A 20,199-nucleotide genomic window follows, 5' to 3' on the forward strand; every position below is an offset into this window, starting at 1 on the left:
GATTTGTATTCGGGAAATGAGATTGCGAATTGAATGCAAACAAAATCGGGCTCTTTTTGTTAATTCACATAGAAAACAACGATTTGACGCTATGGAAACGAATAGTCATCGAACGGACGAGAAGGGTAACCTTCAGGCAGAAGAGAACTATGCGGCTCACCAGGAAAATCCGGCACCTTCGCCCGAGGCAATAAACGAGCCGAATGACCGACCGGCAAGCAATACCATGTGGGTGGCTATTATTATTGCCATTATTATCATGTCCATTTTATATTTTGTCTTCATTTATTAAAGCGCGTTGACGGTGCCGTTTGCTCCAAAAGGATTATCTTTGCGGCAATGCGCATCATGGCTTTTGACTATGGAACTAAGCGGGTTGGCATTGCAGTGACTGATCCGCTTCAACTTATTGCTACGGCATTGGATACGGTGCATACTAAAGACGTGCAAGCGTACCTTAAAACTTATGTTGCACAGGAAAATGTTTCGTTATTTGTTGTCGGAATGCCGCGTCAGCTGGATGGTTCAGACTCTGAATCCGCTCAGCATATAAAAGGGTTTGTGCGTACGCTGCGCCGTACGTTCCCGGCAATTCCGGTCGAAACCATTGACGAGCGTTTTACCTCCAAGATGGCATCCTCAAGTATTGCCCAAAGCAGCCTTAGCCGGAAAAGACGACAGGATAAGGCATTAATCGATCGTGTATCGGCCGTATTGATCTTGCAATCGTATCTTGAAAGAAGGGAGTTACAATCATGAGCCGTATTTATTTTTTCACGGAAGGGGTTACCTATACACTTAAACAAAAAGCCGCTTTGCGAAGGTGGATAAACGAGACGGTGAAGGAAGAGGGTTTCAAAGCGGGTGAAATCAGCATCGTTTTATGCAGCGATGCTTATTTACTGGACATCAACAGGCAATACCTCAATCACGATACATACACCGATATTGTTACATTTGACAACAGTGAGGAATCCGGCGTTATTGCCGGCGATATTTTTATCAGCATCGAGCGCGTCCGCGAAAATGCGGTGAAGTTCGATGTGCCGGAGCATGACGAACTGCACCGCGTGATGATCCACGGCATCCTGCATTTATGTGGGTATGGAGATAAGAAAAAGGAGGAGAAAGCGCGGATGACGGAAAAGGAGGATTTTTATCTGGCGAGGAGAAATGGATTAAAAAAGCCACAGATGCACGAATAAACACTAATTATCTGTGTACATTCGTGCATCCGTGGCTAATATTGAATATTCGTGACCGATCTTAAAACCGTTCCAACTGCGAGAAAAAGAAGTTACCTTCGATTTCGGCGTTTTCATCGGAATCAGACCCATGAATGGCATTGGCTTCAATGGATTTCGCGTATTTGTTACGGATCGTTCCGGCGTCAGCCTTGGCAGGATCGGTGGCACCGATTAATTTCCGGAATTCTTCCACGGCATTTTCCTTTTCGAGAATGGCGGCCACGATGGGTCCGGATGTCATGAAATCAACCAATTCGCCATAAAAGGGACGCTCTTTATGCACAGCATAAAATGCACCTGCAGTCTCCCGGCTCAGGCGGGTGTATTTCATCGCCACAATCTTAAATCCCCCAGCAATGATATCGTTCAAAATAGCGCCGGTGTGGCCATTGCGTACCGCATCGGGCTTGATCATGGTGAATGTCTTATTCGTTGTTGCCATTTAGAAAAAATTTTTGCAAAAGTAGAAAATTGTATCGCAATCGCGAATACTTCTTTGGCAAAGCTTTAGGAATGTCTTTTGCAAACTTGCACATTAATGAATTTTTATCTTAGTTTGGTTGCGGTGAATAGGAGGCAACCGGTATTTCGGAGGAGTTTTCAACTGTTGTTCGGCCTGGTATTATGGGCTGCACAGGATGGATATGCCCAGTTCGATGTGAATACAATCCCTTCACCGAAGGATACGGGACAGGAATATTACGTAAGCAATCCTTCCGGAATCCTTTCGCAGACGACGGTGGATTCATTGAACCGGCTGGCACACATAGTAGATAGCCTTACTTCATCGGAGCTGGCCGTGGTGGTAGTGGATGATTTCGCGGGGGACGACGATTTCCAGTTTGCGTTGGATCTGTTTAATGCCTGGAGGATTGGAAAGGCCGGCTCGGACAACGGGTTGCTGTTATTTGTTGGCACGGAAAAGCGTGCTTATCGGTTTATTACGGGGTACGGCATGGAGACGGTGCTTCCCGATGCGCTGCTTAAACGCATCGGCGAAACCTTGCTGGTGCCGAAGTTCCGCGCAGGCGATTACGACGGCGGTGTGCTGGCAGCAATGGATGCCGTGCAGACCGTCGTGCTCAACCCCAGTACTGCGGGCGACCTCCGCCGGAACCTTGCCCGTAAAAACTCGTTTTTCTATAGGCATCAGATCCCGCTGCTTTCTTTTGCCCTCGCTTTTATGCTGTATGGCCTGCTGTGGAGAATTACTTCCCGTGCCTTTAACCGGATTCCAACGCGCAGCGGGCGGAAGCCGGCGAGGACGCCAACGGGACTATACCTGGTATTTGGAGGCGTAGCTCTGTTCCTTTTTGGGTTCTTTTCCATTTTCCTGATCGTTTTCGTGGGGATGCCGCCGTGGTGGCTCTACCGTTGGTCGTACCTGCCGCTATACGTAGCTGTTTTCTTCGGGCTGGGTATCACCGCTTTGTATTTCAAGGGGCTATCACTCATTCAGAAGACGTATGTAGACGCGGCCAATCGGTTGGAGGCGATGGCTAATTTCAACAAACGGATGCTCTTGCCGATACTTGCCACCCCGCTTTGCTGGCTCTTGTTATATCTTGCAACCCGTTGGGGGAAGGGCGATCAACTGCGGCTTGTTCCTCCGCAGGGGGGCGGTTGGCAGCGGATTGACCGCGACAAACAGAAAGACGTTTCGCGTTACCTCGACCGGGGGCAGCGCAAGGAGGAAAGTGTAGGGGCTCTCGTTTACGAAATATGGACGCGTGAGGGTCCCGGAGGTATCCATCCGGTAGCATTTCCGGGGAAAAATTTCTCGAAATACGGACTATGTCCATCGTGTGGCTACCACACGTTTTCCAACACGTTTCTGAAGGTGGTGAAGCGGCCGACCGTGATTGATGAGGGTGAGGGTGAACGCTTACAGGAGTGCAGTAATTGTAAGCACTCCGTTTCGCACGGCAGGGTAGTCCTCAGTCGGACGAAACCGATCCGTTCATCGTCCGGTGGTAGCCGATCGAGTTCCAGCAGCAGTAGCCCGGGGAGTAGCGGCTCCGGTAGCTCCAATAGCGGAAGTTGGGGTGGTGGAAGGAGCGGTGGTGGCGGTGCAGGCGGCCGCTGGTAACGGTCATCTGAAAAGGCAACTAATTACGATGTTAACTATATTACGATCATGAAACTGTATAATCGATTCCGGACAACGCTCCTCGGTACATTCCTGCTTTTTGTGGCTTTGGGAGTCCATGCGCAACGCGTTTCCCGTGCGGAAACCGAGATCGCCGCGATTATGGATCAGTACCAAGCCGTAGGTGCTGCCGTGGCTGTGGTAAAGGATGAAAAAATCATTTACAACCATTCGTTCGGGATGAAACGTATCGAAACGGATGAGCCGTTGGAAAATGATGACCTCTTCCGTATCGCCTCCATCTCTAAATCGTTTGTAGCTACCGGCATTCTGCAGCTTGTCGATGCGGGGAAGCTCTCGCTGGATGACGATGTGAGCGACCTTATCGGCTTTCGGGTACGCAATCCGAATTTTCCAGATTCGGTGATTACGCTTCGCATGATTCTCTCACATCGGTCCAGCATCAGCGATCGGAACGGCTATTTCACACTGGATGCGTTCAATCCGGAAAAAAATCCAGATTGGGGGAAGGCGTACTACGACTATGCACCGGGAGCGGGATACCGGTACTGCAACCTGAATTTCAACCTTGCAGGGGCGATTCTTGAAAAGTATTCGGGAGAACGGTTTGATCGGTATATTGCCGACCACATCATCAAACCCCTGGGTTTATACGGGGGCTATAATGTAGACGAATTGGATAGCGCCCGGTTTGTGACGCTGTATGAATACGATGGAGACGGGAGGCGATTTGTACCGGCGGATGAAGCCTACCGGTCGCGTGCAGAAGCGCTGAAAACGTATAAACCAGGCTACAGTACCCCTGTTTTCTCACCAACGGGCGGGATGAAAATTTCGGTGAGAGACCTTGCCCGGTATATGGTGATACATATGAACTACGGTCGGGCCAACGGCAAGCGGATCTTTTCAGCGGAAAGCAGCCATGCCATGCAGGCAGTGCTGACACCGGAATCGGGCTATGGGATGGCGCTACGCACCATCGACAACCTGATTCCCGGAAAGTTGATGACAGGCCACGAAGGGGTCGCCTATGGTTTATACAGTGCGATGTATTTCCAGCCCCAGGAACGGTTTGGTATGGTGGTGATTACGAACGGTTGCAACACCGGCTTTACACACGGGGATGTCATCAATGATTTTCTGATGGCGGTGTATGACTGTTTATACCGGAATTTTATTCAGTAATCCTATTTGAATAATCCCCCGAACACAAATACGGTGAGGCTATACAGGACTCCTGTGAGGAAGAGGTTGATCATAGCCTTTTCGGTTTTCTTTTTTACAAACAGATACGTGGTTTCGAACAGTGCATAGGTTGCCAGCAGGATACCTGCGCCACCGCTCAGGAACAGCAGTAGATAGGCAGCACCCAGTCGGTCACCACTGTTTGACATCATTTGGTAAGGAATGAAGATGGCCAAAAAGCAGAAAGCCAGGACGCCCAGCCGAACCAGCAAATGTTTTCGCAAGGAACGGTTTTGTGAGAGGGGTTTATAGGGTACACCTATGGCCGCCAATACAAAACAGGCAAACAGGCCATATCCGGTGTAAGCACGCACCTGATCGTCGCTGAAGTATATGGCGGGAAAAGAAATACCGGCCAATACGAATATAACGAGGACCAGCGCCGCGACTTTGTGGTTCATTTGCTGAGTAATTTGTATTTCATTCAAAGATAAGGGAAATCTGACTATTCCGGGACGGGGCTAGGGCTTCTTATCCGTCTGTACGATCGACTTTGGTTCCCTGCAGGTAGCACGTCCCGCCGAAGGCCGGGCCAATGGTATTTCAAAATCAGGAGGAGAGGTATCAAACCGCCGTCTTGCGAGCGATAATGGGGCGATACAAGTATAACGGTTGAACAGCTATTCAGGGGCCATTTTTGCCATACAAAACGGGAGATGTTCATTCTCTATGACGGTGATCTTCGTTATTTAGTAATTTTAAAACCGGAAACAGCGAGCCTGTTATTTTATAAATCTATTCAAATAATTATGTTAAAAACTTTTGGTATAGCGTTACTATCCTTCTTTTCAGTATTTAGTATAGTTGGGAAGCCGATTATACGGATTGAAGTGTCGGCAGGGTCAGCTACTCATACTAATTTACCGGTAAGCATGCTGGTCGCGGAGCTCGGAACCGTTTCTGTCAAGAAAATCCGTTTAATAGAAGTTGCCGAAGGTAAACGGGTGGAAAAGCCGTTTCAACTGATCGACGATACAGAGCCGCGCATTTATTGGAAGCTAGATGGCGTAACCCCCGCCGGATCAAAGCGAATCTTTGAGTTTGAGAGGGGGAAACCGACCGAAGCGCCATTCGTATCGGCCGATAAGCAGGCAGATGATTTGGTGGTGAAAGGGCAGGATAAGCAACCCTTGTTAACCTATCGTTATACGGTAAAAGCACCACCCGAAGGGGTAGATCCTTTGTACGGTCGGGCTGGTTACATCCATCCGCTATATACACCTTCCGGGAAAGTGCTCACCCGTATACAACCTCCCGATCATTACCACCATTATGGCATCTGGAACCCATGGACGAAGATCAGTTATGGCGGCAAAGAATATGATTTGTGGAACCTGGGAGGCAATAAAGGTACGGTGCGTTTTGTCAAATTTGATCGGATCGAACAGGGGGCGGAAAATTATAACTTTCCCGAACCTATCAGGGTATGGCCTTTTGACGGAAATGGCGGGAGGGGAGATCAGTTTTTTAATTTCTCTCCCACTAAAAATAAAGATTGGGTGCTGATGGCAGGGCATACTTATACACTAACGTATAGGTTGGTGGTTTTCGATGGAAGGCTGTCGGCATCTGAAGCGGAATCAATGTGGCAATCGTTCGCGCATCCGCCGGAGGTAAAGGTGCAGAAAATGTAGCGCTACGCCTATTAAGCCTATTCAAAAAGTTTTAACGAGCAGGGTAATGAGAGTTGCTGTGCCGTGCGTTCTTTGTCAGGATATTTTATAAGGTCGAGCAGCATTTCGGCGGCTTTTTCGCCGATCATGTAGGGTTGTTCCTGAATGGAGCCCAAAGGAGGTTGATTGATGTAATCAAAAAAAGGCAAAGCCCCGAATCCAATCAGATCTACGGAGTGGATTTTATCGGGGAATTGTTGACGGAAACACTTGATGACGTCCAGCATGATGTAATCTTTAAAGCAGAGGATGGCGGTTGGGGAATTGTCCTGTAGAAGCAGCTTCCTGACTGCAGTATGCGTTTCCAATGCACTGAAATTGGTTTCTTTGACCAGTGAGGATTCAAAGGGAATGTTATTACGCAGCAGGCCATCGCGATAACCTAGAAAGCGGCCTTTGCTGGTTGACCAGGAAGTAGGACCATTCAGATAAGCGATATGCCGATGACCCCGCGAGACAAGTAGGGATACTGCATCAATGGTAGCCTGGTAAACGTCGCTTACTACACTGTGACATGGAATCGCCGGTTTTCTGGCAAAATAAACCACAGGTATGCCGGCAAGTTCCAGCTTTTTTATATGCTGGAATTCTTTTGTTTCCTTGGAAACGGAAACAAGCAGGCCGTCAATGGAACTGGATTGCATCACGGACGTCAGTTCGGCTTCACGGGTGAAACTTTCATGGCTTTGACCAACAATCACGTGATACCCCTGGGATGAGACCACTTTTTCAAACCCGTCAAGTGCTATGGTATAAAAATGATCCATCAGACTGGGAACAATGATGCCCAAGGTAAATGATTTGCGTTGTTTAAAATAAATGGCGGCGCGGTTGGGAACGTAATTCAGTTCCTTCGCCAGTTTTTTTACACGGTGTTTCGTACTGGCCGCGATATTCGGATAATCGCTTAATGCTTTTGAAACGGTGGAAACCGACAAATGCAGTTTGGCAGCAATATCTTTAATAGTGACGGGTTTACTCAACATTATGTAAAAATAGCAAATAAGGAGACAAATAATATTTATAACATTAAAAAGCTAACAATTATATGAGAAAGCGTGTTTTTAGTATGCATGTATCTTGGCTGACGGCATTGCTGTCAGGCATCCTGATGTTATCGATTCACCAAGCAGATGCACAGAAGGTAAAATGGTCAAAAATAAAAGTATTGGTTTATACCAAGAACGGAAAAGGGTATGTGCACGACAACATTCCTAACTCCATTGTTGCGATCAAAGAACTGGGCAAGCAGTACGGATTTGAAGTAGATGCCAGTGAGGATCCGGCTGTATTTACGGACGATAACCTGAAGCAGTATAACGTGCTGATTTTCTCTAACACAAATAATGTGGTCTTCGATACAGATGCGCAGCGGGTTGCATTCATGCGTTACATACAAGCAGGAGGCGGTTTCGTTGCCATTCATTCGGCATCGGGCACCGAGCGTGATTGGAAATGGTTTAAACAGCTGTTGGGTGCTAAGTTTTACTGGCATGACAAAAACCAGCCCTTTACGGTGAACATCGTCGATCACAATCATCCCTCGGTAGCACATCTTCAGAAAAGATGGCAGCGAAGCAGGGGTGACGAATTTTATTACCTGAAAGAAATGGCGGTTAACCTGCATGTAATAGCCGTCAATGATGCTACGACGTTAGCAGGGGAAAACCCGAATAGACTGGATACGTTTGGAGATGTGTTTCCCTCCGTATGGTGTCATGAATTTGACGGCGGAAGATCTTGGTATACTTCGCTTGGACATAATAAGGAATATTATTTTGATGAGGATTTCAGAAAACACATTCTAGGAGGCATCAAATGGGCGATAGGTAAGGGTAAAAAATTAGATTATAGCAAGGCGTACGCTACATCGCCGCAGGATGAAGTAAGAGAACGTTAAAAATTATAAATATAATAGATTATGAGTAGTGAGAACAAACATTTAGACAGAAGGACATTCATTAAGCAGGCAACAGCTGGCTCCGCTGCCTTATTTGCAGCCACGGCATTTCCTTCGATCGTCCCTTCGTCGGTCTTTGGGAAAAATGCACCCAGTAACCGCATACATGTGGGGCAGATTGGTTTTGGGCGTATCGCTATGACGCACGACTTGCCTGAAGTGATGAAGCACGATTATGTACGGGTGATTGGTGTGGCAGATGTGGATGCCAAGCGTGTGGCCCAGGGGAAAGCCTGGATTGAAAAATATTATACCGATAAGGGAGAGAAGTCATCCATGGAGGTAAAAACCTATGGTGATTATAAAGACATGCTGGCGAATACTGATATTGATGCGATTGTGATTAGTACGCCCGACCATTGGCATGCACAACCCGCTATGGAAGCCGCTATTGCCGGTAAACATGTATACTTGCAGAAGCCAACCGCTCTGACGATCAAGGAAGGGCGTATGATGGCCGATGCAGTGAAGAAAACGGGGGTTAAATTCCAATTAGGGAGCCAGCAACGGTCTGTTAGCCCTTGGCCTCAATTCCACCGCACCTGTGAACTGGTTCGCAACGGCCGTATAGGTACCTTGAAGCGGGTGATTATCGGACTACCGGGGGACCCCGCCGGCGGTAACCCGGCCGAAATGCCGATACCGGATAACCTGAATTACGACATGTGGCTGGGCTCCACGCCCATGGTACCTTATACATTAGATAGAGTACATTCACAGACAGATATCGGTTCCCGCCCCGGGTGGCTGCGCTGTGAGCAGTTTGGCGCAGGTATGATTACAGGCTGGGGGTCTCACCACATAGACATTGCCCATTGGGGCATGGGTACCGAGCTGTCCGGCCCGCTTGAAGCAGAAGGACGTGCCACATTTCCCACCACGGGTCTGTGGGACGTGCATGGAGATTTTGAGGTAGAAATGCTTTATCCTGATAACGTGGTTATGCAGATCAGCGGATCCAATCCCAATGGCGTGAGGTTTGAGGGTACTGAAGGCTGGATATTTGTTTCACGGGGTAACGTAGGCGTAACGGCCTCTGATCCAGCTGCTGCAGGAGGTGAAGCACATAAGGCATTTAATGCAAGTGACCCCAAGATATTGCAGTCAGAAATCGGTCCAAACGAAATCAAACTTTATAAAAGTCCTGAACAGCATACCAACTGGCTGGAATGTATAAAGGATGGCAAACAAACAATCAGCCATGCCGAGATTGCCCACCGGTCGGGCTCTGCCTGCTTGATCGCCCACACGGCCATGAAGCTGGGAAGGAAATTGTATTGGAATGCAAAAAAGGAAAAGTATAAGAAAGATAAAGAAGCTAATAAACTATTGTCACGCACACAGCGCTTTCCATATGGAACAGAATATGTCAAAGGAGCGTAACAAATTATAACATTATTCTAACCATTATTCCAACGATTGAATTGTGTTAAAAACATGGTTTGGGTCGGTTATGTGAGCAAAGAAACCTATCCGGAATATCCTAGCATGTCAGCATTCTGTATATTTGAAGGTAACATCGTCGGCAACACAAGATCATAAAGTCTTCCGACGCATAAACTCACCAATTTAATACGAACTAAGTAAGGAGGTTTTCATGGAACACATTTACGGGTTTTCAAACCGGATTATCATTGACGGTGCCAATAGGTATCCTACCTAGCGTACCACCGATTTTAAAGGGAAAATTCGATTGTGAGTAGCTCAATCGTCAGTTGATTTTCGTCTAATTTCTAACCAAAAAATGAACCAATGAGAATGCAGTTTGCTAAATTATTTTTAGCGCTATTGCCGCTTTTGGCCATAGCGCGTCTAGAAGCTAAATTGTCGGGAGCCTGTTCGGCTGTTGTTTTTGATAATTCTGCCGTAGCGCATACCCATAATTACCTATTAGTTAAAATACCCCCCCCCCCCCCCCAATTAATGAAAATTTATTAACTACGAGTAGTTATCTTCAGCGTGTTGTTACCGGCGCTGTTAAGAATGACGCGGGATTTACCTTAGCGGGTGTAACAGTGGTGGTAAAGGGTACGGGTACGGGTACACAAACGGATGCCCAAGGCAATTATAGTCTTCCCCTGCCGGAAGGAGGAAACACACTGGTTTTCTCATCGACAGGATACAGTACGCAGGAAATTCAGGTGGATCAACGTACCGTAATCGATGTAACCTTACAGGCAGATATCCAGGACCTCGATGAAGTGGTGGTCATCGGTTATGGTACCGCAAAAAGAAAGGACCTGACGGGTGCTGTTGCTTCTGTTCAGGCGGAAAAACTTGAAACGCAGGCACCGAGGTCTGTACAGGATTTATTGCGGGCAAATGCTGCGGGTATGATTATCGGGCAGGGTAATACCGCGAAAGGAGATGCTTCGTTGCTCATACGTGGCAAGGGAACGTTGAAAGCAGGGAGTAGTCCACTGCACGTGGTGGATGGTGTTATTTTCGACGGTACGTTGTCAGACATCAATCCAAACGACATCCAGTCCATTGATATTCTAAAGGACGCCAGTGCTTCGGCGGTGTATGGTGCCAAGGCTGCAAACGGCGTGGTATTGATTACGACGAAAAAGGGACAGGTAGGAAAACCGAAAATTTCGTTCAATGGTAATTTGGGATTTGTTGAAAACGCAGGCATGCCCCGTGTAATGACCGGTGAGGAATTTCTATCTTACCGCTATGATTATGAGATGGGTAGACGTACCGATCAATATCATCAAGATTATCCGGAAATGTTTGTGGATCCCCGAAAGTTAAGTCAAGTGGATCAGTTGACTTGGTACAATTATGACCAAAATGACCCGGTAGCTTCTGTGACGGAAGAACAGCTTATTCGGGCTTGGCTCTCCAGACTGGAGCTCAAAACTCCGGAAATTGATAATTACATGGCCAATCGCCTTACCGATTGGCAAGACCTTGTTTTCCAGCAAGGGATTCAGCAAGACTACTCGGTCAGTGTATCGAATAGAACAGATGATATCAATTATTATTGGTCATTGAATCACGTGGACCGCGAAGGTATCATTGTTGGTAATCGATTCAAAAACCTACGTTCCAGACTGAATTTGGAGTCTAAAATCACTTCTTTTCTTCGTGTGGGTGTCAATGCTAATTTTGCAGCGCGAGACGAAGGTTTCTTGCAGGCGAATTGGGCACAATCTGCGGTGATTTCACCCTATGGATCAAACAATATTGATGACCCTACCAGCCCATACCGACGGTTACCTACTGGAGACCCGACACCTCAGAATCCATTTTTTGATAACTTGTATCGAGACCGTGTAGATCGGTACAATACACTGAATGCAACACTTTTTGGCGTTATTTCATTGCCATTCGGCATCGAATTCCAAACCAATTTCACACCGTCGTATGTGTGGCGGGAATATTATAATCACGAATCGTCACAGAATCCGGAGTGGACCAATAGTGGTGGTCGTTCTGAGCGTACGTTTGAGAAGACGTATAATTGGCAGATTGATAATGTTTTGCGGTGGAACAAGCGATTCGATATCCATAATTTCGAGGTGACTTTGTTGCAGAATGCCGAAAAGGGTCAATTTTGGAGGACAAAGGCAACAACTTCGAACTATAGTCCGAGTGACATTTTGGGATGGCATCGTCTGCAAGCCGGGGCGGTACCGTTGAATGAGAGTGACGATACTTACCGCACCGGTGATGCCCTGATGGCCCGACTGTTTTATTCGTTACATGACCGGTATATGCTGACCGCCTCCGTGCGCCGCGATGGGTATTCGGCATTCGGTGCGCAAAATCCCCGCGCTACTTTTCCGGCGCTGGCTTTCGCATGGAATTTCTCCGATGAGAAATTCTTGGCAGGCACATCAAGCTGGCTAGATTATGGTAAACTACGGCTGTCGTGGGGTCGTAATGGTAACCGGGATATTGGACAATATGAGGCACTCTCTGATATGACATCCGGTCTACACCCCTATATCGATCAAAATGGGAATATCTACCTTTACTCCCAACTCTATGTGAACCGTATGGCCAATTTAGGGCTTCGGTGGGAAAATAAATCTTCGTATAACCTCGGCCTAGATTTCTCGTTGTTTAACAATAAGCTAGGGGCAGCGTTGGATTTCTATACCTCTACCACGTTAGATCTGTTAGTAGACCGCGCACTTCCGGAGATTATTGGATTCAACAGTGTCGCTGCTAACCTTGGCGAATTGGAAAATAAAGGCTTTGAGGTAGCGCTGAACAGTAGAATTATTGAGCGTGAAAAATTCAATTGGAATGCTTCAGCCATCTTCATGCTTAATCGTCGGGAAATCAAACGGCTTTATGGCGACATGGTTGATGTGTTGGATGCCAATGGCAACGTGATCGGCCAACGTGAGGCAGACGATATTAAGAATCGGTGGTTTATTGGTCAGGACCCGGATCGAATCTGGTCTTACGAGCGAATAGGTGTATGGCAGGTGGGTGAAGAAGACGCGGCTGAACCCTATGGGCTGCAGCCGGGTGATTTTAAATACAAGGATCAAAATGGGGATGGTGTGATGACGGATGAAGACCGGATTTTCCAGCAGTGGACAACCCCAAGGTTCCGGTGGTCGCTTCGTAATGATTTTCGCTACGGGAGCTTTGATTTTTCATTTTTCATCTACTCCAATTGGGGGCATTACGACACCTACAACCGTGCTGCTAATAATGCGAATTTTGCCGACCGTGCCACGGATTATGAACAGCCCCGGTGGACTCCGGATAATCCAATAAACGACTATGGCCGTATCGGCTCAAAGAACATCGGCTCCAATTATGTGTCGCGATCGTTTATTCGCCTGGATAATGTCTCCCTTTCTTATGCAGTGCCTGCCTCGTTCCTTCGGTCCATTAATATTCAGAATTTACGGATATCAGCCACCGTGCGTAACGTTGCTTTTTGGGCCCCTCATTGGACATTTGGTGATCCGGAGTCTTATGACAATACCGACTTGGGAGGTATGCCTACTCCGAGGACTTACAACCTGAGTATCAATTTTTCGCTTTAACTTGAAAATACAAGAAGATGAACAGTAGAAAAATATATAAGAAAACACTTTTGGTGTTTGTGACCCTGGCTTTTACCGCTATAAGCTGTAGTGAGGATTGGCTAACGCCCAAGCCCTTATCGTTTTATGAGCCGGGTATCGCATTGTCCAATGCCGAGGGAATGTATTCCGCACTTACCACATTAGAACGGAACATGCGGCATGAATACTTTGGTGACAATGCACCCATCTTAACAGAAATTATTCAGTCAGAAGTCGCCGTTGAAGGGACGACAGACAAGGCAGGCCCGCAAATGGACATGGATGTTGCCCTTCTACCGGATGCACAATTGAATCATACGGATTTCACGAAGGTAGGCTGGTATTGGTATGAAGGCTATAAAGGAGTTAAATATGCCAATACCATAATCGCACGCATTGATAATGCCGAATTTAGCAGTGAGGAGGAGCGCAATGCGATTTTAGGGTCTGCCTATTTCCATCGTGCATACCGTTATTTCAAATTAACACATCAATTTGGCGATATACCCTATTTGGACTGGGAAATTGAAACACCGAAGTATGACTTCTATTCATACGACAGGTGGGGGATTTTGGAACGGATGAGAAAGGACCTCGAATTTGCTTACCAGTGGGTGCCCGAGGTGGTCGATCGTGGCAGGACTTCCAAGGCCGCATGTGGTGTTTTACTCATGAAGGTTTGCATGGTGCTTGGCGATTTTGACCGTGCAATCGCGGTTGGCAAAGAGATCGTTGCGAAGCATCCGTTGATGCGGAACCGTTTTACGCCGAACCAAGGGAAACCGAACACCAATTTGATGTTCGACCTGCATAGTGTAGAAGCGAAATTGGATATGTCCAATACGGAGGGGTTGATGTATGTCGTTTCTTATCCTGAAGAAGAAGGCTCAGATCGTATTCAAACCATGCGGAATGCCGTCCCTTTTTGGAATAGTGGAAATATTAAAACACCGGATGGACAGACGGGCACAAGTATCGCACCTGCGGCCGGAGAAACGGACCCAGAGATGGATTTGAATAAATCCTATGGTAGGGGTATCGGCCGTTTACGGCCGACCTGGTATTTTACCAATGAGATTTGGCGAGCGGATAAGGAGGCGAATGATCTGCGTGGTATTCGCAACCGTGACAGTTGGAGGCGCATGGAAGATTTGAGGTATAATGCGCCTGGTTTGAAAACCAGTGGAAGCCCGTGGTATGGTAAAAACTTCGAAAAGCCAGCGAGTATGAGTGTGGAAGACACCATACGAACATGGTTTTCCTGGCCGCATTATAAGCTGTTTGTGCCCGATCCGTTACAAACCCAATGGGCGGGTGGTGAGACGCCATGGTATATTTACCGTTCTGCAGAGGTGTATCTTCTGTTAGCTGAGTCGTACTATTGGAAGGATCAACTTGCACTCGCGGCAGAGGCATTGAATGAAGTGCGTACCCGGGCGGGAGCCGAACCGCTGACAGCGGGTGATGTCAATATCGGTGAAATATTAGACGAGCGTGCCCGGGAACTCTATTATGAAGAAAACCGCCATATAGAGTTGGTTAGGATTTCTTATATCTATGCGAGAACAGGGAAACCCTGTGAAATTTTTGGCGGCCGCACTTATACCTTGCAAAACCTCAGCGGACCTGGGGGAACCGGCTCCAATGTTAAACAGGAGGGGGTTAATTTTTGGTATGATCGGGTTGTGGCACGGAGTAACTTCTACAACCACGGGGTAAAGCATAAATGGGCCGAGTATAAGGTGAGTGTGCATCATATTTTGTGGCCGGTACCCGCAAATGCGATCAATACAAATATCAAAGGTGTCATTAATCAGAACATCGGATATCCGGGTGCGGAACGTAACGTAGAGCCGCTTCCGGTACCGGAGGAAGGAACGGTTTTGGGACCTCAGGCTGGCAATTAATACCGCGTTTAGCAAGGCACACGGGCGGCCGCTATCTTTTGAGCGGCCGCCCGTATTGCATTAACTTCTTGCTATTGTTATTTATGTGTATCTTTGCAGCAGGATGTCCTATAATTTACAGGTAACGATCGATAAGGATTCCGGGTTCTGCTTCGGGGTGGTTTATGCCATTGACATGGCAGAGGAAATTCTTGAGGAGGATGGCTACCTATATTGCCTCGGTGATATTGTGCACAACGATGAAGAGGTGGCCCGACTTAAAGCGAAGGGCTTGCGCATTATCGGGCATGAACAGTTACCTGAACTGAAAAACGAAAAAGTATTGATCCGGGCGCATGGAGAAGCACCGGAAACTTACCGCATTGCGCTGGAGAATAACATCACACTGATCGATGCTTCCTGCCCTGTCGTACTGAAACTTCAGAACCGTGTGAAAACCTCCTTCGACCAGCAGGAGAAGGTCTTGATTTATGGCAAGCACGGCCATGCAGAGGTTATCGGCCTACAGGGACAAACCAATGGCAATGCCGTTGTCTTCCAGGACATTTCCGAGTTAGATGGAATGGACCTGCCGGAACAGTTTACATTGTACAGCCAAACCACCAAAAGCGTCGATAAGTTTTATGCCATCAAGGATGAGTTGATGCGCCGGGGATACGATGTGAAGGCCAACGACACCATTTGCAGACAGGTGTCTAACCGGTATGAAGATTTGGGTGATTTTGCCCGTAACTATAACAAGGTGGTGTTTGTTTCGGGGAAGAAATCGTCCAATGGGCGTGTATTGTATGAGGTTTGCCAGAAACATAATCCCAATAGCTACTTTGTATCCGATCCATCTGAATTGAAACCTGAATTCTTTGAAGCCGGAGATACCGTAGGCGTATGCGGAGCTACTTCTACCCCGATGTGGCTGATGGAGCAGGTGAAAGCGGTGCTGGAAAGCTATTGATGGTCATCTAAACATCAAATTGGCACCGCATATATAAGGCCGCAGGGATAAATCCGTACCTTTGCCGGCGATGAGTAAACCGAGAAAGGGAATTTTGTTGATCAATCTGGGCACCCCGGACAGTCCTTCCGTAGCCGATGTAAGACGGTATTTGATTGAATTTTTGACGGATCGGCGGGTGATTGACATTCCGGCATGGCGCCGGAACCTTCTGGTGCGGGGCATTATCGCACCTTTCCGGGCACCCAAGTCAGCCAAGTTGTATCAAGCCATCTGGGATGAAAAGACAGGTTCTCCGCTTTTATATTACAGCGAGCTTCAACAGCGGTTATTGCAGGAGGCGCTTGGCGAAGAATATCACGTGGAGCTGGCCATGCGGTACCAAAACCCTTCCATTGCCGCGGCACTGGCAAAGCTAAAGCCGATGAATCTGGAGCGTATCCGGGTCATTCCGCTGTTTCCCCAATACGCTTCAGCCAGTACGGGGTCCGTGATCGATAAGGTGATGGAACTCATGCGGACCTGGCATACCTTCCCCGAGGTCTCGGTTGTCAATGATTTCTACGATAACGAGGCGATGATCGATGTTTTTGTGGAAAATGCACTCAAGCACCGGCCAGAGACCTACGATCACGTTTTATTCAGTTATCACGGGTTGCCGGTGAGGCAACTGACGGATGTGGAAGCTTCGGGCACACACAATTGCGAAAAAGCGGGCTGCCGCGAGCGCATTGCCGTGCATAACCGGTATTGTTACCTCGCCCAATGCTACGCCACGACACGTCTGTTGGCCCAAAAGCTCCAATTGCCGTCGGATGGGTATACCGTATGTTTCCAGTCGCGTCTCGGAAAAACCCCTTGGATCCAGCCCTATACGAGTGACGTACTAAAGGATGTGGCCGCAAAAGGGAAAAAGCGGTTGCTTGTTTTCTGCCCTGCTTTCGTGTCGGATTGCCTGGAAACCATCTATGAAGTTGGCACAGAATATGCAACAGAGTTTAAGAATCTGGGCGGCGAGCACGTGCAATTGGTAGAAAGTCTAAATGCACATCCGCTGTGGATCAAAGGGTTGCAGCAGCTGTCGACTGCGACAATATAAATACTGCCCCGGAGGCGACAAAGTTTCCGGTGAAGGAGCAAAGAAGCGACAAAATGTCTGTAACCGAGCGAAAGAGGAATTTTATTCATGATTATTTTTAACACCATTATTTTGCTCTTGATAGATTTTTACATCTACAAGGCATTGCGTTCGACACGGCTAAAATGGGCATCATCCCCGGCTTTTCCGAAAGTATGGTGGGGATATAGCCTGTTATTGGTAAGTAGTGTTTTCATCAGCGTTTACTACAATATTCCGCTGATATTCCGTGCGATTATTCTGGTGGCCTTTTTTCTGACCTTTGTAAGCAAGTTCATTTTCCTGTTGGTTCTACTTTCGGATGACATCCGCCGGGGAGGCGTTTGGTTAAAACGGCTGTTTGTTCCAAAAAAAGAGCAACCGGCCCCGGTAGCGGCGACTTCGGAACCTCTGCCTGAGCGGCCTGTAAACGGAATCAGCCGATCTGAGTTCTTGACGAAGGCCGGAATTCTTGTTGCATCGTTACCTGTTGCCCCGATGGGGTGGGGAGTCGTTTCGGGTGCCTATGACTACCGTATACGCAGGCAGAAGCTTTACCTGCCCAATCTTCCCCGGGAGTTTCACGGCATGAAAATCGGGCAGTTATCCGATGTCCATTCCGGCAGCTTTTACAATAAAACAGCCGTACAGGGCGGGGTGGAGATGCTGCTGGCGGAAAAGCCTGATGTGGTCTTCTTTACCGGGGATTTGGTAAACAATCTCGCTAACGAGATGCGTGATTATCAGGATGTTTTCGCCAAGGTACAGGCGCCGCTCGGTGTTTATTCCACATTGGGAAACCACGATTACGGTGATTATCACTTTGGTCCCGAATCCTCACCGGAAAAGGCAAAAAATCTCCGTGACCTGAAGGATACGCACAAAGTGATGGGGTGGGATCTGTTGCTCAACGAAAATCGTAAACTGAAGGTAGACAATGCGGAAATCGGTATCATAGGCGTCGAAAACTGGGGGGCCGGAAAGCGGTTTCCTAAATTTGCGAAGCTGGATGACGCATTGCAGGGTACCGAAGAGATGCCGGTGAAGCTGTTATTGTCGCACGATCCGACCCATTGGCGTGCGCAGGTACTTGACCGACCCGATGTGGATGTGATGTTTGCCGGGCATACGCACGGCATGCAATTTGGTGTGCGAATGGGCAACATTAAGTGGAGCCCGGTACAATACATCTACAAGGAGTGGGCCGGACTGTACCGCGAGGGCAATCAGCAACTGTATGTCAATACCGGATTCGGGTTCCTCGGATATCCGGGCAGGGTCGGCATTCTGCCGGAAATAACCATTTTCGAACTCATAAAAGGGGAACGACCCCGACGGGGCTAATCGCCTGTCCCGGTTGATTCATAATCCTGTAAGACAATAGCGCCTATCTTATAGCGTCTTTTCCCGTCGTTATTGGGATATGGAAGTTCATAGACCGGGGTGCCGTCCTGGCCCCCCACAGAAACGTACAAATCATATGTCCCCGGCGAACATGCACGGGAGAAAATACCTTTCCGGTCATGATGGGCGGGTGCGATGACGAAGGTCGACGATAACGCCTGTTCTGCTTTTTTATCGGGTGGGGACACCGGAAGGGTTTTCAGGTTAAACGAGGTATCGGTCAGTACGGAAACAATCCCGCCTTTTTCATCCTTGAGTGTGAAACAGGGATACCCGCCACCATAGCAGGGGGCTACCCCTGCGTTTGCCCATTTACTCTGGATGATAAACGGTTCCCCTTTTCTGATGACCGATGGCCAGCTGATTTCCGGCACCTGCAGTCGGTACCCGATGCGCCGGTTTATCCGGGCGATTAGCTCCTTGTTCTTTTCGTAGAATATATCCGGCCACCAATGGATGGAAAGGAATGAAGCGTGATACTCCTCCACCGCGCGTAGCAGGAGCTCGTCGTCCCACGCACCCCGGTCGACCGAACCGCCGAAGTGTTCATGTTCCAGTACCACGGGAAGTGTAGGCCAGAATAGTTGGGCCATCTCGCTGTGGTACCAATTGTTGGGTTCCGGCTGCACGAGGATACTGTCATCATGGATAGAAACCCCGCGTGAAAAAGCGTAGTCGGTAATCGGAAACCGTTCGCCCCTGAGATCATGTCCCACGTAGTCGTCAGAAATACAGAGGAGCGTGTTTTTAAAGTGACGTCGATAAAGATCGATCATCCGCTTCTGTGTGTCAAATCCCCATGAATGGCCGTGTTTCGGCGTGGTGAGTACGGTATGCCCTTCTCCCCACATGCCGTAATGACCCACAAATACATACGCGATATGGGGATTGTTGTCGTACCTTTCCGCAAGTATTCGGACAAACTTCTCCACCTTTTCAAGGAAAATTGGGTCGTCGTAATTTGGCTCAAGGTAGCCGTCCACTTCGTAATGCTCAGCGCCCGCGTCGAAGACCCAGCGGGGGGTTCCCGATTCCATCCAGTTCTCGGTAGCCGTGATACAAAGCGCTACCTGTCCACCGTCGTCGATCCACCGTTGGGCGGGTGTATCAAGTATTTCCCAGACAAAATTATTCTCTTCCGGCTCAATGAAAGCCCAGGGGAGCCGGAGGAACACCGTGTTCATTCCAGGGAAATAACGGACCGTGTCGGAAGGGGCCAGCTTGGATCCATAATTTTGGTATAGGTTGGAATAGAAATAGGTTACCCATCCCATCCCGGGATTGACCAATGCCTCGCCATGGTCTATCGGTCTCGCATGATGAATCGCTGTGGGATGGGAGTTACGTATAGGGGCAAACGCAGGTTTACCGGTTGTTCGAGCAGGATCATTTTCCGGGTGCATACCCCATAGGTTGGCGTGAAGCCCCGTAGCTAACCCCGCTGTCGCAAACCCTGCTGTCTTGAAAAATTTCCTTCGGTTGGTATTCATGTTTTACCTATTGATTGCTGATACACTGCAATAATAACCCTGAATAATCGGTCTC

The 20,199-nt window shown here is 48.2% G+C and carries 17 protein-coding genes; 13 read left to right on the forward strand and 4 right to left on the reverse strand.

Annotated features, from left to right (window positions below):
• Positions 1 to 91: 91 nt before the first annotated feature.
• Genes IEX60_RS08890 through ybeY form a run of 3 tightly spaced genes read left to right on the forward strand, consistent with a single transcriptional unit; the run spans position 92 to position 1,205 of the window.
• Positions 92 to 292, forward strand: a complete 201-nt coding sequence (locus IEX60_RS08890; RefSeq protein WP_188749670.1) for a hypothetical protein — start codon at positions 92 to 94, stop codon at positions 290 to 292.
• A gap of 47 nt (positions 293 to 339) precedes the next feature.
• The gene (gene ruvX, locus IEX60_RS08895; protein ID WP_188749672.1) at positions 340 to 759 is read left to right on the forward strand and encodes a Holliday junction resolvase RuvX; all 420 of its coding nucleotides are present in this window, start codon (positions 340 to 342) and stop codon (positions 757 to 759) included.
• Positions 756 to 1,205 (forward strand): rRNA maturation RNase YbeY, encoded by a 450-nt coding sequence (ybeY, locus tag IEX60_RS08900; protein ID WP_188749674.1) that lies wholly within the window; start codon positions 756 to 758, stop codon positions 1,203 to 1,205. Before ruvX ends, ybeY begins: the two co-directional genes overlap by 4 nt.
• Before the next feature lie 61 nt (positions 1,206 to 1,266).
• Here the strand turns inward: ybeY and IEX60_RS08905 are convergent, their stop codons facing one another.
• A complete protein-coding gene (locus IEX60_RS08905; RefSeq protein WP_188749676.1) occupies positions 1,267 to 1,689 on the reverse strand; it encodes a nucleoside-diphosphate kinase in 423 nt (140 codons plus the stop codon).
• A gap of 96 nt (positions 1,690 to 1,785) precedes the next feature.
• Between IEX60_RS08905 and IEX60_RS08910 the strand changes: the two genes are divergently transcribed.
• Together IEX60_RS08910 and IEX60_RS08915 are read left to right on the forward strand one after the other, a co-directional pair.
• Positions 1,786 to 3,336 (forward strand): TPM domain-containing protein, encoded by a 1,551-nt coding sequence (locus tag IEX60_RS08910; protein ID WP_188749679.1) that lies wholly within the window; start codon positions 1,786 to 1,788, stop codon positions 3,334 to 3,336.
• Between the two features lie 48 nt (positions 3,337 to 3,384).
• On the forward strand, positions 3,385 to 4,542 hold the full coding sequence (locus IEX60_RS08915; protein ID WP_188749681.1) for a serine hydrolase domain-containing protein: 1,158 nt from the start codon (positions 3,385 to 3,387) through the stop codon (positions 4,540 to 4,542).
• A 2-nt stretch (positions 4,543 to 4,544) separates the two neighbouring features.
• Here IEX60_RS08915 and IEX60_RS08920 read toward each other — a convergent pair whose 3' ends face one another.
• Positions 4,545 to 5,003, reverse strand: coding sequence for a hypothetical protein (locus IEX60_RS08920; RefSeq protein ID WP_188749683.1), 459 nt, complete (start codon positions 5,001 to 5,003; stop codon positions 4,545 to 4,547).
• Positions 5,004 to 5,474: 471 nt separating this feature from the next.
• Between IEX60_RS08920 and IEX60_RS08925 the strand changes: the two genes are divergently transcribed.
• On the forward strand, positions 5,475 to 6,236 hold the full coding sequence (locus IEX60_RS08925) for a DUF6807 family protein (protein ID WP_188749685.1): 762 nt from the start codon (positions 5,475 to 5,477) through the stop codon (positions 6,234 to 6,236).
• A gap of 17 nt (positions 6,237 to 6,253) precedes the next feature.
• On the opposite strand, the gene IEX60_RS08930 is transcribed toward IEX60_RS08925, so the two are convergent.
• Positions 6,254 to 7,261: a LacI family DNA-binding transcriptional regulator gene (locus tag IEX60_RS08930; RefSeq protein ID WP_188749687.1), complete on the reverse strand. Its 1,008-nt coding sequence runs from the start codon at positions 7,259 to 7,261 to the stop codon at positions 6,254 to 6,256.
• A 62-nt stretch (positions 7,262 to 7,323) separates the two neighbouring features.
• Here IEX60_RS08930 and IEX60_RS08935 point away from each other — a divergent pair, with 62 nt between their 5' ends.
• The 7 genes from IEX60_RS08935 to IEX60_RS08965 all read left to right on the forward strand — a co-directional run bounded on the left by IEX60_RS08935 (position 7,324) and on the right by IEX60_RS08965 (position 18,594).
• Positions 7,324 to 8,175 carry a ThuA domain-containing protein gene (locus IEX60_RS08935; protein ID WP_229717487.1) on the forward strand — a complete coding sequence of 284 codons (852 nt, stop codon included), beginning with the start codon at positions 7,324 to 7,326 and terminating at the stop codon, positions 8,173 to 8,175.
• Between the two features lie 21 nt (positions 8,176 to 8,196).
• A complete protein-coding gene (locus tag IEX60_RS08940; protein ID WP_188749689.1) occupies positions 8,197 to 9,618 on the forward strand; it encodes a Gfo/Idh/MocA family protein in 1,422 nt (473 codons plus the stop codon).
• Positions 9,619 to 10,154: 536 nt separating this feature from the next.
• A complete protein-coding gene (locus IEX60_RS08945) occupies positions 10,155 to 13,253 on the forward strand; it encodes a SusC/RagA family TonB-linked outer membrane protein (RefSeq protein ID WP_188749841.1) in 3,099 nt (1,032 codons plus the stop codon).
• A gap of 17 nt (positions 13,254 to 13,270) precedes the next feature.
• Positions 13,271 to 15,181 carry a RagB/SusD family nutrient uptake outer membrane protein gene (locus IEX60_RS08950; protein ID WP_188749691.1) on the forward strand — a complete coding sequence of 637 codons (1,911 nt, stop codon included), beginning with the start codon at positions 13,271 to 13,273 and terminating at the stop codon, positions 15,179 to 15,181.
• A gap of 103 nt (positions 15,182 to 15,284) precedes the next feature.
• On the forward strand, positions 15,285 to 16,133 hold the full coding sequence (locus IEX60_RS08955) for a 4-hydroxy-3-methylbut-2-enyl diphosphate reductase (protein ID WP_188749692.1): 849 nt from the start codon (positions 15,285 to 15,287) through the stop codon (positions 16,131 to 16,133).
• 70 nt (positions 16,134 to 16,203) lie between these two features.
• Positions 16,204 to 17,232 (forward strand): ferrochelatase, encoded by a 1,029-nt coding sequence (gene hemH / locus IEX60_RS08960; RefSeq protein WP_188749694.1) that lies wholly within the window; start codon positions 16,204 to 16,206, stop codon positions 17,230 to 17,232.
• 87 nt (positions 17,233 to 17,319) lie between these two features.
• On the forward strand, positions 17,320 to 18,594 hold the full coding sequence (locus IEX60_RS08965; protein WP_188749696.1) for a metallophosphoesterase: 1,275 nt from the start codon (positions 17,320 to 17,322) through the stop codon (positions 18,592 to 18,594).
• On the opposite strand, the gene IEX60_RS08970 is transcribed toward IEX60_RS08965, so the two are convergent.
• A complete protein-coding gene (locus IEX60_RS08970; protein ID WP_188749699.1) occupies positions 18,591 to 20,144 on the reverse strand; it encodes a DUF4832 domain-containing protein in 1,554 nt (517 codons plus the stop codon). The two genes, IEX60_RS08965 and IEX60_RS08970, sit on opposite strands and share 4 nt — an antisense overlap.
• Between the last annotated feature and the right edge of the window lie 55 nt (positions 20,145 to 20,199).

Origin of the sequence: Parapedobacter defluvii (assembly GCF_014642075.1) — a bacterium.
GTDB classification, from domain to species: domain Bacteria; phylum Bacteroidota; class Bacteroidia; order Sphingobacteriales; family Sphingobacteriaceae; genus Parapedobacter; species Parapedobacter defluvii.